The sequence below is a fragment of the Saprospira sp. CCB-QB6 genome (genome assembly GCF_028464065.1).
Taxonomy (GTDB): Bacteria; Bacteroidota; Bacteroidia; order Chitinophagales; family Saprospiraceae; genus Saprospira.
Genome location: NZ_CP116808.1, coordinates 584,103 through 598,128, shown reverse-complemented (window position 1 = coordinate 598,128; position 14,026 = coordinate 584,103). Strand labels below are relative to the sequence as shown.

At 44.4% G+C, this 14,026-nt stretch carries 16 protein-coding genes; 7 read left to right on the top strand and 9 right to left on the bottom strand.

All coding sequences use genetic code 11. The annotated features are described in order from the left end of the window. The first annotated feature begins 36 nt into the window (after positions 1-36). On the top strand, positions 37-738 hold the full coding sequence (locus PPO43_RS02255) for an alpha/beta fold hydrolase (RefSeq protein WP_272620169.1): 702 nt from the start codon (positions 37-39) through the stop codon (positions 736-738). A gap of 207 nt (positions 739-945) precedes the next feature. Next, entirely contained in the window at positions 946-1,755 is an 810-nt protein-coding gene (locus PPO43_RS02250) for a lysophospholipid acyltransferase family protein (RefSeq protein ID WP_272620168.1), read from the top strand. A 179-nt stretch (positions 1,756-1,934) separates the two neighbouring features. Here PPO43_RS02250 and PPO43_RS02245 read toward each other — a convergent pair whose 3' ends face one another. After that, a complete protein-coding gene (locus PPO43_RS02245; RefSeq protein ID WP_272620167.1) occupies positions 1,935-2,699 on the bottom strand; it encodes a hypothetical protein in 765 nt (254 codons plus the stop codon). A 90-nt stretch (positions 2,700-2,789) separates the two neighbouring features. On the opposite strand from PPO43_RS02245, the gene PPO43_RS02240 reads away from it, so the two are divergent. The 5 genes from PPO43_RS02240 to PPO43_RS02220 are packed head-to-tail and all read left to right on the top strand — an operon-like array spanning position 2,790 to position 4,899. After that, positions 2,790-3,173, top strand: coding sequence for a DUF7793 family protein (locus PPO43_RS02240; RefSeq protein WP_272620166.1), 384 nt, complete (start codon positions 2,790-2,792; stop codon positions 3,171-3,173). A gap of 48 nt (positions 3,174-3,221) precedes the next feature. Continuing rightward, complete coding sequence (locus tag PPO43_RS02235) at positions 3,222-3,644, top strand: DUF7793 family protein (RefSeq protein ID WP_272620165.1); 423 nt, start codon at positions 3,222-3,224, stop codon at positions 3,642-3,644. Positions 3,645-3,648: 4 nt separating this feature from the next. After that, a complete protein-coding gene (locus PPO43_RS02230) occupies positions 3,649-4,053 on the top strand; it encodes a DUF7793 family protein (protein ID WP_272620164.1) in 405 nt (134 codons plus the stop codon). A gap of 11 nt (positions 4,054-4,064) precedes the next feature. Continuing rightward, the gene (locus tag PPO43_RS02225) at positions 4,065-4,481 is read left to right on the top strand and encodes a DUF7793 family protein (protein WP_272620163.1); all 417 of its coding nucleotides are present in this window, start codon (positions 4,065-4,067) and stop codon (positions 4,479-4,481) included. A gap of 1 nt (position 4,482) precedes the next feature. Then, positions 4,483-4,899, top strand: coding sequence for a DUF7793 family protein (locus PPO43_RS02220; RefSeq protein ID WP_272620162.1), 417 nt, complete (start codon positions 4,483-4,485; stop codon positions 4,897-4,899). Between the two features lies 1 nt (position 4,900). Here the strand turns inward: PPO43_RS02220 and PPO43_RS02215 are convergent, their stop codons facing one another. The 8 genes from PPO43_RS02215 to PPO43_RS02180 form a co-directional block, all read right to left on the bottom strand. Beyond that, positions 4,901-5,461, bottom strand: a complete 561-nt coding sequence (locus PPO43_RS02215; RefSeq protein ID WP_272620161.1) for a peroxiredoxin family protein — start codon at positions 5,459-5,461, stop codon at positions 4,901-4,903. A 3-nt stretch (positions 5,462-5,464) separates the two neighbouring features. Further along, the gene (locus PPO43_RS02210) at positions 5,465-6,145 is read right to left on the bottom strand and encodes a tetratricopeptide repeat protein (RefSeq protein ID WP_272620160.1); all 681 of its coding nucleotides are present in this window, start codon (positions 6,143-6,145) and stop codon (positions 5,465-5,467) included. Between the two features lie 482 nt (positions 6,146-6,627). Next, positions 6,628-7,287, bottom strand: a complete 660-nt coding sequence (locus PPO43_RS02205; protein ID WP_272620159.1) for a response regulator transcription factor — start codon at positions 7,285-7,287, stop codon at positions 6,628-6,630. Between the two features lie 12 nt (positions 7,288-7,299). Continuing rightward, on the bottom strand, positions 7,300-10,461 hold the full coding sequence (locus PPO43_RS02200; protein ID WP_272620158.1) for a PAS domain S-box protein: 3,162 nt from the start codon (positions 10,459-10,461) through the stop codon (positions 7,300-7,302). A 61-nt stretch (positions 10,462-10,522) separates the two neighbouring features. After that, complete coding sequence (locus PPO43_RS02195) at positions 10,523-11,476, bottom strand: D-2-hydroxyacid dehydrogenase (RefSeq protein WP_272620157.1); 954 nt, start codon at positions 11,474-11,476, stop codon at positions 10,523-10,525. A gap of 203 nt (positions 11,477-11,679) precedes the next feature. Next, complete coding sequence (locus PPO43_RS02190) at positions 11,680-12,348, bottom strand: hypothetical protein (protein WP_272620156.1); 669 nt, start codon at positions 12,346-12,348, stop codon at positions 11,680-11,682. Between the two features lie 16 nt (positions 12,349-12,364). Further along, positions 12,365-12,610, bottom strand: coding sequence for a NifU family protein (locus tag PPO43_RS02185; protein ID WP_272620155.1), 246 nt, complete (start codon positions 12,608-12,610; stop codon positions 12,365-12,367). 237 nt (positions 12,611-12,847) lie between these two features. Beyond that, positions 12,848-13,870: a DUF6268 family outer membrane beta-barrel protein gene (locus tag PPO43_RS02180; protein WP_272620154.1), complete on the bottom strand. Its 1,023-nt coding sequence runs from the start codon at positions 13,868-13,870 to the stop codon at positions 12,848-12,850. Positions 13,871-14,026: the final 156 nt, after the last annotated feature.

The window sequence follows — 14,026 nt, the reverse complement described above, 5'->3', positions numbered from 1 at the left end:
CACAGCTACCCTAGGCCCCACCAAATTAGCTAACTTATGAAAGTATATTGTGTTCCTGGCCTAGCCAATGACTATCGAATGTTTGAGAACTTGGCTCCTAAATTATTGAGTCAAAATATTGAGTATTTAGAACATCTACCTCCTCAACACCTCAAAGAATCGATAGAAGAATACGCCCAGCGTTTATATAAAACGATCGAGGCACAAAAAGAAGAGGAGGCCGTTATTATTGGGATGTCATTAGGAGGGATGATCTCTGTTGAACTCGCCAAATTGCGCCCTTTTAGTAAGGTTTTTCTCATTTCTACCGTAAAGCATCCAGCCGAAATGCCCTGGCAAATCAAGCTAGCGCGCCGCCTTCCATTGGAGAAGGTTCGGATTCCAGCCTGGCTGCTTCGTTCTACCGTAAAGCCCGTTACTTGGATGATGGGCGTGACCAACTCCATTGGTCGAGAGCATATTAAAGCCATGATTGATTCGGCAGATCCTCAGCATATTGCTTGGGCGCAGTATGCGGCGGCCAACTGGCAAAATGATCTGATTCCAGACAATTATGTGCATATTCACGGCAGTCGCGACGAGATTTTTCCCGCCTATATGGTCAAGGCTAGCCATTTTATCAAGGGCGGCAACCATTATATGATTATGGACCGTTCTGATGAGTTGGCCCATATCATCAACCAAGAATTAGCGATCTTAATGGGGCAAAAAGCCTTGCCTTTTTCTATGATGAAGTAGATGTTTAGGGGCCTCCGCAGCAAAGCTGCGGCGGTTATTCCCTTCGGTCATCGAACTGCGGCCTAAAGGCCTTGTTGTCGTTTCGGGGCTCGCGCTCTGCTCGGCCCTGCATTTTTTTCGCTTTGCTCAAAAAACTTGGTCTGGCCTGCGGCCACCCCTCCACATCGCTAGGCCGGGCGGCTTCGCCGCCCCCAAACCCAAAAGCGCATGAATTACGATTTACCCCCACCCAATGAGGCCCAAATCCGATGGATTGAGCGTTTGTTACAGCCTTGGAACTGGCTCACAGAGCCGGTATATTTATCAGATTATAATATTCCTGATAAAGGGCCTGTATTATTTGTGGGCAACCATAGTTTGATGGGGGGCTTGGATGTGCCTTTGTTAGCCTTACATCTTTATCAGGAACATGATATTTTTCTGCGCATTTTGGTTGATCATGCTCATTTTAAGTTGCCTTTGGTCAAAGATTTTTTGGCTCGCTTGGGCGAGGTAGAAGGTAGTCGAGAGAATGCCTTGGCCTTAATGCGGCAAAATCAATATTTATTGGTTTATCCGGGAGGGGCTAGAGAGGCCTTCAAGCAAAAGGGAGAGGCTTATCAGCTATTGTGGCGGGACCATTTGGGGTTTGCGCGTTTGGCCATAGCGGCGGCTTGTCCCATTGTGCCCTTGGCAGCGGTGGGGCCAGAAGAATGCTATGATATTGTATTGGACCGAGAAGAATTATTGCAAACGCCTTTGGGCCAAATTATGGAGCGTTTTCGGCTGCGCAAAGATTTGTTGCCGCCTTTGGTCAGGGGCTTAGGGCCGAGTTTTTTGCCCAAACCCCAGCGTTTTTATTTCAAGTTTGGCCGCCCCATAGATAGTCGCCCTTTTGCGGCTTTGGGTGAAGAGGCAGGGCCACAGGCCCTGCGGGATCAAGTAAAAATGGCTCTAGAAAAAGAAATAGCCGATTTGCAAGAGTATCGGAAAATAGATCCCAAAAAAGAATTTTGGCGAAGAATATTGCCCTTTTGATGGAGCGCAGCGGCTATAGCCGCTGCGCTCTTTTCGTTTAAACTCATTTTGGCTGAGCGATGTGCAGGGGTGGCCGTAGGCCAGACCGAGGCGGCATTGCCGCCGAAGGGCCGAGCAGGCTTGCGAGCCCCGAAACGTAGCGACCCGACCAACGGGAGGGGCTGCCCCAAAACAAAAAACTAGCGTTTAGAAAAAAGGAGCAAATAAAGCGGGCCTAAAAAGTGGGGGAAACGGACGAGAAATTCGGAAAAATAGAGGGCAAAATCGCCTAAATCTAGAAAGGCGTAGCTATTGGCTAGGGGGCGGGCGAGAGCGGTGATGAGGCCCCATAAAAAACAATAAAATAGGCCGATTTTTCGGCTTTTGGGCCAGAACAGCAAGCCAACAGCTAGGAGATCAAGGGAGCCCATAAGCAAGAGAAAACTTTTGGCTTGTTCGGCCGAGAGTTGGAGGAAGTGCATACACCAATTGAGCCAGTCGACAGGAGGGGGATAAAGGCCAATAGCATAGCAGGCGTGGGCTGTAAAGCAGATGCCTGTGGCCCATAGAAGCAGGCGATTCCGTTGGGGGACAATGAAGAGCAGCGGCCAGCAAACTTGCAGGCTATACTCCCAAAATTGGGGAGCTTGTAGATTTTTACTCAGGGCAAAAAGCAGGGCTAGAAAGAGAAGACTTAGGCTACTGCTGTAGGCTAAAAATTTTGTTTTGAAGAAGGGGAGGAGGCTGGCCGTAAGCAGCCAAAAACAGCCCATGATAAGGCTAAAAACATTAATATAATCCTCTTGAAAGAGTTGGATATAATTGTTTTGGGAGAGAAAGAGGAGCCAGATGTCTTCATTCCAAAAAAAAGCCCGCCAGGGCAGGTCGGCAAAAAAGGCTTGCCAGCTACGGCCGAGAAGAAGGGCTAGGAGTCCGACCTTAAGCCAGAGATTGGGATTTAACATATATGGCATGAAATTAACTATAAATTGCTTGTCAGTTTTTGGTAAGATTTGATATAAAAAATTAAATTTACTCAACATAAGCAAAGAAATATGAATATAGACGCCAATAACACCCAAATAGATTTGGCTCCAGGCCTTATTGAGTTTTTGCCAGAGCGCAGATTAGTTGTGATTACGATTAAGCCCGTAAAAATCAATGCAGAAGATGTTGAGTTATTAAAATCTACGGCCCGGAAGTTAATAAATGTTCATCAACAGCTAATGTATATCCTTTTTGATATTCGGAAAATCAAGGGCTTTACTAAAGATGGTCGAGATGCTTTTTCTAAGGATAAAACGCCTATGGGGCGATCGGCGGGAATATTGGTTGGCTTTGGAATTTCTAGGATTGTCGCTAATTTTATGTTAGGTTTAAATAAGCCGCCTTATCCGATTAGGGCTTTTCGAATAAGGAAAAAGCTTTGGATTGGTTAGAGCAGCAGCGGGAAAAGTTAGATCCAGATTTTGCTTAAAAAAAGAACTATGCAAATAGACCCAAAACAAGAGACTATCGATTTAGTTGGAGGAGTTGTTCACTATATAAGTGATCGGCGGTTATTTAGTTTGACGATTAAGCCGACTAAAATATCGGCTGTAGAAGCGGCTGAGTTCAAGATGACAATTCGAGCTATGGCTGCGGCCCAAGGGCAGCCAATCTACGCCCTTTTTGATATTCGGAAGATCAAGGGCTTTACCAAAGATGGTCGAGATTATTTTGCGCATGATCCTAATCCTATGGGGCGTTCGGCAGCTATCTTGGTTGGCTTTGGAATTTCTAGAATTGTCGCTAACTTTATGCTTGGTTTAAATAAGCCGCCTTATCCGATTAAAGCTTTTTCTAATAGAGAAAAAGCCTTAGATTGGTTAGAAGCGCAGCGGGAAAAACTTGATTCAGACTTTAGTTAGAACTATGGCAAAAAAATTAGGAGCATTTGGCCAGTTAGAGTATTGGTTATTAGATAATGGCATTCTTTCTATACAAGCTCAGGGAGAAAAAACGGAAGAATTAACCTTGGCAGAGGTAGAGTATGCAATACAGACACAAGCAGAGTTGTTTGAGCAGAATTCGAATCAAAAAATCTTGATTCTGGCTAATTTGGGGACAATGTCGAAGCTGAGCGCAGAAGCAAGAACTTTTTTAAAGTCAGACCAAGGAAAACAGGTTAATCATTCTATAAAGGGCAATGCTTTGGTTGCGCCTAATTTGCTAGGGCGAATGATGGGCAATATGTTAATGGGAATTTTTAAGCAAGAGTATCCTATTAAGCTGTTTAAAGATGAGAAACAGGCTATAGCTTGGCTACTTAGCTTATAAAAAATATAAAGATGGCAAAGAGGATAGATGCTTTTGGTCAATTAGAGTATTGGTTATTAGATAATAGTATTTTAGAAATACGCACAATTGGAGATAAGAACAAGAGCAAAGAAGTTTCTTTGGAAGAAATTGTGTATGGGATAGAGGTTCAGCAACGTTTGGCCGAAGAAGAGCAGCAAAAAATTATTTTGCTTGCGGAAATGTCTAGTATGTCGAATTTAAGTAAGTCTGCCAAGGCTTTTTTAAAGTCAGGAGAGGGGCGTGAATTAAATGATATCACATTAGCAAATGCCTTATTAGTGACTAATGCCTTTAGCCGAATGTTGGGAAATATGCTTGTAGGGATTGTAAAGAGTGATTACCCTGTAAGGATATTTAGTAATAAGAGCGAAGCAATAAAGTGGTTGCTGGCTTTTAGAAAAAAGTAGGATGGAAAAGAAAATAGATAGTTTTGGCCAAATAGATTACTGGCTACTAGAGAATGGAATCTTAGAGTTCCGATTGGCAGAAGGGCTAAGTAAAGCCCAGATGTTAAGCTTGGATGAGGTGTTGTTTACACAGCAGCTACAGCAGCGGCTTTATCAAGAGCGCAAAGAGAAACTCAGAGTTCTGGCGCGCTTAGACAGCATCTCTAGTATGTCTAAGGAGGCTAAAAATTTTGCAAGAACAGATGAAGGGCTAAGTTTAAATAAAATTACGATGGCTTATGCCTTACTTGCCCCCAATCTAATTACGAGGATGCTAGGGAGTGTGCTGGTTCGTATTTATGGCCAAGATTACCCTATTAAGTTATTCACAAACCGAGAGCAGGCCATTGAATGGCTCCTATCTTTATCCGAAGACTAATTTACTGTTTTAGGGCTTTGCGAATAGCGGGCTTGAGTTCTCTATACGTATAGGTTGCGTCAAAACTGCTGCTGCCCGTAAAATATTCGATAATTTTTCCGTTTTTATCAATCAAAATATTAGAGGGATAGGCGACAACCTTATAGGTTTTTGCTACTTCTTGGGCGTTATAAAGTAGGGGGGATTTGCTCTTAAACTCTTGGGCAAAGGCTTGCGTTGTGGTCAGATCATCTCTAGATAGGCCTAAAACAACTAGCCCTTCTGGCCCAAAATCTTCTTGAAGCTGGTTCAAACTAGGCACTTCTACCTGACAGGGTTTGCAATTCTTGAAAAAGAAGTTAACTAAAACAACCTGGCCTGCATAATCGCTTAATTGGACGCTTTTTCCATCCAAATCTTTAAGCTGAAAGTTGGGCGCTTTTTGGCCTAAAATGGCCTTTTTTTGATTCTCCAAATACTGAAGATAGTCTACTTCCCCTTGTTCCGGATTACTTTCGGCAAGGGGCTTTTTTGTGCCACAAGCAAGGCCCAATAAGAGCAAACTAAAAATGAGTAGACGCATAAATTACTTGGATTTGATATTACAATACTGAGCTTGGGCGCGGGCAGCTTTGTCTAGGCCCAAATTTTTGGCCTCTTCTAAGCATTGACAACCTTTTTCGGCTAGCCCCAATTGCAAGAGCAATACGCCTTTATAATAAAGGGCTTCGGTCCAGTTGGGCTGATAACTCAAAGCTTGTTCATAGGCCATTAGTGCTTGGCGATAAGCCTGTTGTTGTTGCAATAAGAGGCCTTTTTTTAGCCAAGCTTTGGGGTTATCAGTTTGCAAACGCAAGCTTTGATCTAGGTCTGAATAAGCAGCCTGGTTTTGCCCCAACTGCAAGAGGGCAGAAGCTCTATAATAGTAATAATGCGCCTTATTATCAACAAAGCTAATGGCGGTATCTAGCTGATTTTTGGCAGCGCCATATTCCTCAAGTTCCAAATAACAAAGGGCCTTGTAGTAAAACAAAATATCGCTCAATTGTCCTTCTTCATTGGCTTGCATGGCTTGGTCCAAGGCCAAAACAGCCTGTCGATACCGTTGCCCATCAAATTGTGCAATGGCTGTTTTCAAGAATGCTTCGGCTTTGGGTTGCAATTCTAGCTCATTGAGGGTTGGAAAGCTTTTTTGGCCCCAAAGTGAAGCAAAACTAGCTAAAAAAAGGCCCAAGAAAAGGCCATAAGGAGAAAGAGAAGATAACATTGCAGTCAAATATTTAATCAATGGATACTGTTTTGGGGCTGCCCCTTCCGCCGGGTTGAAACCCAGCGCAAAGCGGTATCGCTTTGCGAAGCGATACAAAATGAGGGTGGAAACCCTCATGAATTATCGGTCGGGTCGGGCTGTGTCGCAGCTCGCAGTTCTGCTCGGCCCTGCGGCGGCTTTGCCGCCTGGGTCTGGCCTGCGGCCACTGCTATCCATCCCTCAGCCGATGCTGCGGTTAAAACCGCAGCCAGGGCCGTTATAGCTTGCTCATTGGGTTTTGTCGGACAAGCGGCCAGGGCTGCTCAGCCAGAAGCAGAGAAATTCTGTGGAGCGGCCCAGCGCTGCGCAGCGGTGGCCGTAGGCCAGACCGAGGGCAAACGAAGTGCTGCCCGAAGGGCCGAGCGAATAGCGAGCCGCGCAGCATAGCGGCGGCCAGCTCTGCTGGCCGCGGGCCCCAAAACAAAAACTGATCCTATCCTTTACTCATTATCTAGAATCTGATTATTTAGGGCAAAGACCACTAAACCCGCAACATTTTTGGCCCCTGTTTTCTCGAGTAAATTGCGTTTGTGGGCATCTACGGTGCGTTTAGAAATATAGAGTTCATCGGCAATTTCCTGATTAGAATATTCCTTGATAATCAGGGCTAAAACTTCTTTTTCTCTAGAGGTGAGGGGGGCTAGTGGATCGAAGCGAGAGCGTTTTTTTCGGTTGGCTGTCCCCAAATTATTCATAACAATTTGGGTAACTTCTGCGCTATAAAAATTTTGGCCTTGATAAACAGCTCTAATTCCTTGTTTGATTTCTTGCTCGGTAGCTGTTTTGAGCAAATAGCCTTTGGCGCCTGCCTTAATCATCTCTTTAATATGCTGGTTTTCGGCCAGCATACTGAGGGCTAGAACATTGAGCTCGGGGAGTTCTTGGCTAAGGATTTGGGTGCAGCTGATGCCATCCATTCCATCCATATTGATGTCCATCAGGACCACATCTGCGGTAATTTCCTTGAGTTTATTGATTGCTTCTTGGCCATCGGCAGCTTCGCCAACAATTTCGAAGTCTTGAGCTTCTTCTAGGTGGGCCTTAATGCCATCGCGAATGAGTTTGTGGTCGTCTACGAGGAAAACTTTTATTTTTTGCATAGTAGTGAAGCTTTAGAGGGGGATTTCAACCATAATAACGGTACCCTGTTGTGGGCGGCTTTCAATAGTAAGGGTACCGGAAATGGAGTTACTTCGGTTGCGCATACTATTGAGGCCAAATTGTTGTTTGCCCAACTTTTCTTGAGCATCAAAGCCTTTGCCATCATCTTCGATAATGAGCATGATGACATCGGGGTAGTGCATAAGTTGGATACTAACTTGTGTAGCTTGGGCGTGTTTAAGAATATTCGTAATGGCCTCTTGTGTGATACGGAAGAGGGCGAGTTCGACTTTTTGAGGTAGACGTTTATTGTGTAGATTATCATAGAAAATGAACTCAATGTCATCTAGTTTTTGATAACCTTCTAACATAGATTGTACGGCAAGCACATAGCCATAATCATTGATGGCTTTGGGCATGAGGTTGTGCGAGATATTTCGGCCTTCTGTGATAGCCTCCTGCAAATACTGCAGGGCGCGGTCTAGCTTTTGTTGATTGCGCTCTGTTAGTTTTGCGCGATCTTTTTTCAGCCCTTCTAAATTGAGAGAAATGGCCATGAGGAGTTGTCCTAAGCTATCGTGTAATTCCTTAGCAATACGGGCGCGTTCTCGGTCCTCGGTGGCCAAAATAGCGGCGACGGTTTCCTCCTCACTTTGTTTTTTCTCAATGAGAAAGGCAATTTGGGCTGCTACAGCTTCGATGAGTTGTAGTTCTGTTTTGAGGAAGGGGTCAGCGCCTTGGTTTTTGAGTTGACTTTCCTTGTAGGCTAGGCGTAGCGTTCCTGTTTCGCCATTTTTAAGTGGGATATTAGCGCTGAGTTGATAGATGCTTTCTTCGGGGAAGTCATCTGTTTGCCATTTTTTATTTCCCAATTGAATTTGGGCCTGACAAAATTCTGGAAACTGCCAACTAGGTGGAATTAGTCGTAGAGCTTTTTCAATCAACTCTTCTAAGTTGGCAAATTCATGAGCGGCCAAACGAGAGAGGTCTAAAATACAGCGTAGCTGTTTATTGCTTTCAGAAAGGTCATAGTAAAGTTCTTCTATGCGCTGTTCATAGCGAATTCGGTCGCTAATATCACGAACAATTAGGTGGCGAAGTCCTTGACGCAATACGCCCTGCGTTCCGCTTTCCCATACTTCGGCCATAAAAGAGCTCCCATCGCTTCGGTAAAGGGGGATGCGGTCTAGTTTTACGGTATCACTTTGTTCTAGTGCGGCTTGTAAACTTCGGCCACCTAATTGAGCAATTTTTCGAATATTTTGTCCTGTAAGTTCTTGTTCACTCCAGCCAAAAAGGGTACAGGCGGCATGATTTACTTCTTGGATGTATCCATCTTTATAGATAATAACCGCTTCTCGAGTAGCATTAGATAGGCGCTTGTATTTCTCTGTACTTTCTTTGAGTAAGCGTTGTTGTTGTTGGTTTTCACTCATATCTCGGATGAGTAAGTAACAAAGGTCGCTATCGGCTAATTTTCGATGATGGAGTTGAGCGGGGAAGAGTTGTTTATTTTTGTGTTTGAGTACTACGTCTTTGCGGAAAATGGGCTCTTGTACAGCCATTTTTTGGAGCTCGATCAATTGTTCTTCGCCTTCAAATAGGAGTTGAATACTTTTCCCAATAACTTCCTGTTCTAGATAGCCCAACATTCGACAGAAGGCACGGTTGACCTCTCGGATGACGCTTTTTTCCAAGATCATTACGCCTTCAAAGCTGGCATCCGCTAAGTTTTTATATTTATTACGGCTTTCTTCTAGTGCTCGTTTAGCCTCTTCGGTTTGAGTGATATCTCGAATAATGACATAGCGGAGCTTTTGCTCCTTGTTATACATAATGCGCTCTTCAAACTCTACTGAAAAGGTGCTTCCGTCTTTTTTTGTCATTAGAGAACGGCCAGAAATCTCTTCATCGCTTTGGTAAAATTGTCGAATTTCTCTGCGGCTAAACTGTCGATTTTGAAAGTTGAAGGTAGACATGAGATCAAAGGTCTCTGAGCCAATGAGTTCAGTTTCTTCATAGCCAGTAAATTCACAAAAGGCTCTATTGACTTCTTGAATAATGCCATCTTCATGAATGAGAATAAGCTCCTTGGTTGCATCAGACAGCCGCTTATAACGTTGCTCGCTTGCTTTGAGCATTTGTTCAGAGAGATGCTCTTTGGTGATGTCTCTAATAATCACATAGCGATAGGAGGTATTATCTAATTTGATTTGGCTGCCTCGTACTGAAACATACATGACTTGGCCCGATTTCTTGTGGCGAGATTTGACAATAGACTGTCGTTTAATACCCGCATCTTGTTTATTCTCTCGGAGAAAGGTCAAAATTTGCTGCACTGCATCTTCATGCACCAAGGCAGAAATAGGAAGTCCAGACACTTCGTCTTTATCTAAACCTAATATCTCTCGGGCTCGAGTATTCATTTCTTGAACTATGCCTTCTTCATGAATGACTATGCCCTCTTCTGTGGCACTAGAAAAGCTGTCATAACGTTGCTTTACTTCTTCTAAAGCAGAGGTACAAGCTTTTTCATTGCTCTTATCTATGAGATAAATATAGTGAGCTTCTGCTTTAAGACAAAAGTATCCCCATTCTCCGTTTTTCTTTTGTAACTCTAGTTCAAAAGCATCTGCAGACTCCTCTTTCTGTAAACGCCGCCAAAGATAATTGAGTAAGTCCGCTTGCTGTTTAGAAACTAATAACTCTCTAAGATCTTTACCAACAACCTCTTCTTGGTTCCAACCCATAACCTCCTGGAAACGAGGGTTTACTGTTTGGACTTCATAGTGGTTGTGTTGAATGAGTAGCTCTCTACTCATTTCAAAAATCTCGGCAACCTTAGGCTTTTTGTCTACGGGAATTAAAATACTTTGAATGTAGCCCTCTGGCTCTAATATAAGCAACTGCTCTTGTATCCAAATAGGCTGAGGGCTAGAAGCTGCTAGACGAAAATAAAGCTCTAAACGCCTTTCTCCCCTTTTTATAGCTTGCCGGATTTGTTCATTATACCAAGACTGGTCTTCTTGTTTTAGCAATTCTAAAAAGCTACTTCCGACCTCTAGATGTAAACCATTAGTAGGGCCATGCCAATCCAAAATTGAAGCATCAGGACTTAATGCGCGCTTACAATAAATAAGACCAATGCTATTCAAAAAATGCAGTCTATCCATTGGGGTAAAACTTAGAGTAAAGGGGAGAAGAAGGGCGGTCTAAACCGCCCCCCAAAAAAAACTATTCGCCAAAAAAATCAATAAAAGCATCCGCGATTTCTAAACCAATATAACGCTGTGCTTCTAGTGTAGAGGCCCCAATATGAGGAGTTGCAGAAATTAAAGGATGCTGCAAAACTGCCTCTGAAGGACTAGGCTCATTATCAAATACATCCAATGCCGCTCCAGCCAATTGACCACTATCCAATGCCGCTAATAAATCAGCCTCAGAAATTACTCCTCCTCTAGAGGTGTTGATGATGCAAACGCCTTTCTTCATCTGGGCCATTTCTTTGGCCGTAATCAAATCTTTACCACTAGGAACATGAATCGAAATGAAATCACTCTCCTCTAGTAGTTGCTCCATCGGTACGGTCTGTAACTCTACCGCCAAACTCGCATTCTCTACCGCCGGAGGCTTAATGTAAACATTGACCTTGCGCTCCTCCAAATCTGTAGCCAATACTTCCATCCCAATTCCCATGGCTAAACGAGCCAACTCCTGACCAATTCGACCAAAACCAATGATCCCCAATTTGCGACCACTAACCTGCAAGCCCTGCGCATACCGCTTCTTGAGCTGCTTGAACTCACTACTGCCCGTCTGGGGCATCGCCCGATTGGCCTGATACAAATAACGAGACAAACTGAAAATTTGCCCCAATACCAACTCTGCTACCGCCAAAGAAGATGCCTTGGGCGTATTGATGACCTTAATGCCCTTCTCCCGAGCATAATCCACATCAATGTTGTCCAAACCTACTCCCGCACGAGCAATGATTTTCAGTCGTGGACAAGCATCTATCAACTCTTTGCGGACCTTGGTCGCCGAGCGAACAATAATCGCATCATAGTCCTGTAACTTATTGATCAATTCCTCTTGAGGAATTTTATTGGTGTCTACCTCGTAATTGGCCTCTTCCAACAAGAGTTGACCATCGGGATGTATGCCGTCATTGGCTAAAATTCGGATCATTTTTTCTGAAATTTGCGGGCAAATAAATATTTTTTAGATCTATAGAGACCCCTTTAAAGATAGAAATTATTCAGAGCCTAACTAAGGCTACTCTTCTTTTTTTTAATTCAACTAAGCTAGCCCCCTGTCTATCAAAGAAAAAAGCTCTCAATATGGAAGTAGTCCATATTGAGAGCTCTGAAATTATAAGAGATATTTTCTACCTAACGAAGCCCAAAAAGCTCCTTAGCCGAAATCCAGCCCTTAATTTCGCCATTCATCTCCTGTACCTCAAGCCAACCATCCATTTGCTGCAAAACAAAAACTACAGCAAATTTATCTAGTTTCCCCTTGGCCTCTGCTTGCTTGGCATCAGCATATACACTAGCCTCTTGGCTCAATACTCCCACACGCAAATAAGTGGCCGGCTGAGATAACATCAATTTCTCGCCCTCGCCATACAAACTAGGATCACATTGCCCACCAGGATTAGCCGCTAACTTTAACGTTACCGCCTGTATCTCCTGTGTCAAAGTTCCCTCTACTACCTCTTCACTGCCCGGAAAATAAGCCTTTACCGCCACTTCTTTGCCTGCCTCCGTTAGCTGTCCCTCCAAAAAGAAACTACAACCATTACCAGAACCCAAAGGCATATCATAATAACCCGTAAGCTGATTGCCCTCAAATCCAAGGACCAAACTGCCATACTCCCCAGTCGGAAAACTAACTTTAGCCTCCGCAGCGACTACTGTTAACTCTTCCTGTGGAGCCTCCGTAGCCGATTGCTCAATCTCTGACTCATCTTGCTGCTCAACCTTGGGCGCAGATTCTTTACAAGCCGCTAGACTCACTAGCAATAGGACCAAAAGGGCCCAATTCTTCAAAATAGTCATGCTTTTGTATACTTGTTTATTGTCCGTTAATCGCTTCTACAGCTACAATTTCAGGAATAGCCGACTTAACCGTAGACTCAATCCCCGCTTTCATCGTCATCCCACTCATCGAGCAAGACTGACAATTGCCTAGCCACTTGATCTTTAGGTGCATCTCTTCGGTCAAATCAATTACCTCTATGCCGCCTCCATCTGCCTTCAAATGCGGACGAATGCTGTTCAATGCCTCATCCACTTTGGCCAATACTTCTTCTTTATTCATAGTTCTTACTGTTTTATCATTTTTTAGGGGCTGCCCCGCCCTTCGGGCGGGTCGGGCTGTTTCGCAGCTCGCAGGTCTGCTCGGCCCTTCGCCGCAAAAGCGCTTCGGTCTGGCCCTGCGGGCCACTGCTGTCCATCCCTCAGCCTGCGGGCGCTTCGCGCCCTGCAAAACGCAGAGAAATAGCCCGAACACAAAAATACGCTTTTTTAGCAAGAACTTTAAAGAGCTGTACAGTTTTTAAAAGTTCAATAAGCCTTGCAATTGATCGCCAATCAAACTCTTTTGACGCAAACCATAATATAAAGAGCAAGCAAAATATGGAGAAGGAGCCAAATCTGGAACAACTAAATGCTCCTGCCCCAAGATATCCAATTGCCGATAAGGCATATAGCCCCCCTCTAAATAAAGCTTCCAGCCCTTCTTACTCTTTAAATGCAAGGCCAAACCCGTCCGTAAATGCAATTGCTGAAAGTATAACCGCTGCCCAGTTCTCGGACTCGGATAACCCATACCCGTACTCCCCAAACTCGCCAATAGGTCCAATTTGCTATACCGATTAAATTTATACTGCAATCTCGTCTGTAAGGGCAAAGTAATATTCCACCAAGTCTTTTTCCCCAAACGCAAATCGGTCCCTATAAACGGAAGGGCCAAAACCGGAAAAGCCTGATCCGCACTAGCCGATACCGCCAAGCCATAATACCAATAGTAAAATATCCGCTTGAAGTTAACGACCCCAATCGCCCCCTGAAAATAAGGCTGAGTCCGATCCAATTGACTAATGTCTTGTTGCATCCCCAGATTAAATGAATAGAACAATAACCGCCATTTGGGAATCAAATGAATGCCCGTGATGCCAGTCTGTAGGCCCAAGGCTTGCTGCCCCTTCGGATTCATAAACCCCAAACTATCCGCTAGGCCCGCTTGTGGATATAATTGCGTGAACTGCGGCTTGAAGGTCCAAAATATCTGATAGGCCTTGATCTTGCCCATCTTGGCCAAATCCTGCCATTTCCGTACTTCCCAGATTTTGTTCCAACGAATGCCCAAACCCAATTTACTCTTAATTGGCACCACCAATTGAGCCGAAAAACGAGCAATATGAGGCGCCTCTAGCTGCTCCGCCCCTGGCAGTTGATAATCAGCATTGAGCTGCAAACTAGGCTGAAAAAACCGATTGAGTATAAAAGACTGTGCCCCCAAAGAACTCCAAGAACAACAGAGTCCTAGGCCCAAAATATATAAGGCTATTTTTGACATAAATCATAAAGGTTGAAATGAGCTAAAGCTCCTTTAATGGACAAAGCGCTAGAAATATGGCCCAGGGCGGGCTGGCCTAGCGATGTGAAGCAGTGCGGCGAAGCCGCAGACCAAGGCCGTCAGGCCGCAGGGCCGAGCAGACCTGCGAGCTGCGAA

Bases quoted from the DNA above. Each gene is read 5' to 3' on its own strand.
- PPO43_RS02220 (WP_272620162.1), top strand. From the start codon at position 4,483: ATGGAAAAGAAAATAGATAGTTTTGGCCAAATAGATTACTGGCTACTA.
- PPO43_RS02210 (WP_272620160.1), bottom strand. From the start codon at position 6,145: ATGTTATCTTCTCTTTCTCCTTATGGCCTTTTCTTGGGCCTTTTTTTA.
- PPO43_RS02245 (WP_272620167.1), bottom strand. From the start codon at position 2,699: ATGTTAAATCCCAATCTCTGGCTTAAGGTCGGACTCCTAGCCCTTCTT.
- PPO43_RS02230 (WP_272620164.1), top strand. From the start codon at position 3,649: ATGGCAAAAAAATTAGGAGCATTTGGCCAGTTAGAGTATTGGTTATTA.
- PPO43_RS02215 (WP_272620161.1), bottom strand. From the start codon at position 5,461: ATGCGTCTACTCATTTTTAGTTTGCTCTTATTGGGCCTTGCTTGTGGC.
- PPO43_RS02185 (WP_272620155.1), bottom strand. From the start codon at position 12,610: ATGAATAAAGAAGAAGTATTGGCCAAAGTGGATGAGGCATTGAACAGC.
- PPO43_RS02255 (WP_272620169.1), top strand. From the start codon at position 37: ATGAAAGTATATTGTGTTCCTGGCCTAGCCAATGACTATCGAATGTTT.
- PPO43_RS02225 (WP_272620163.1), top strand. From the start codon at position 4,065: ATGGCAAAGAGGATAGATGCTTTTGGTCAATTAGAGTATTGGTTATTA.
- PPO43_RS02205 (WP_272620159.1), bottom strand. From the start codon at position 7,287: ATGCAAAAAATAAAAGTTTTCCTCGTAGACGACCACAAACTCATTCGC.
- PPO43_RS02200 (WP_272620158.1), bottom strand. From the start codon at position 10,461: ATGGATAGACTGCATTTTTTGAATAGCATTGGTCTTATTTATTGTAAG.
- PPO43_RS02235 (WP_272620165.1), top strand. From the start codon at position 3,222: ATGCAAATAGACCCAAAACAAGAGACTATCGATTTAGTTGGAGGAGTT.
- PPO43_RS02195 (WP_272620157.1), bottom strand. From the start codon at position 11,476: ATGATCCGAATTTTAGCCAATGACGGCATACATCCCGATGGTCAACTC.
- PPO43_RS02180 (WP_272620154.1), bottom strand. From the start codon at position 13,870: ATGTCAAAAATAGCCTTATATATTTTGGGCCTAGGACTCTGTTGTTCT.
- PPO43_RS02240 (WP_272620166.1), top strand. From the start codon at position 2,790: ATGAATATAGACGCCAATAACACCCAAATAGATTTGGCTCCAGGCCTT.
- PPO43_RS02190 (WP_272620156.1), bottom strand. From the start codon at position 12,348: ATGACTATTTTGAAGAATTGGGCCCTTTTGGTCCTATTGCTAGTGAGT.
- PPO43_RS02250 (WP_272620168.1), top strand. From the start codon at position 946: ATGAATTACGATTTACCCCCACCCAATGAGGCCCAAATCCGATGGATT.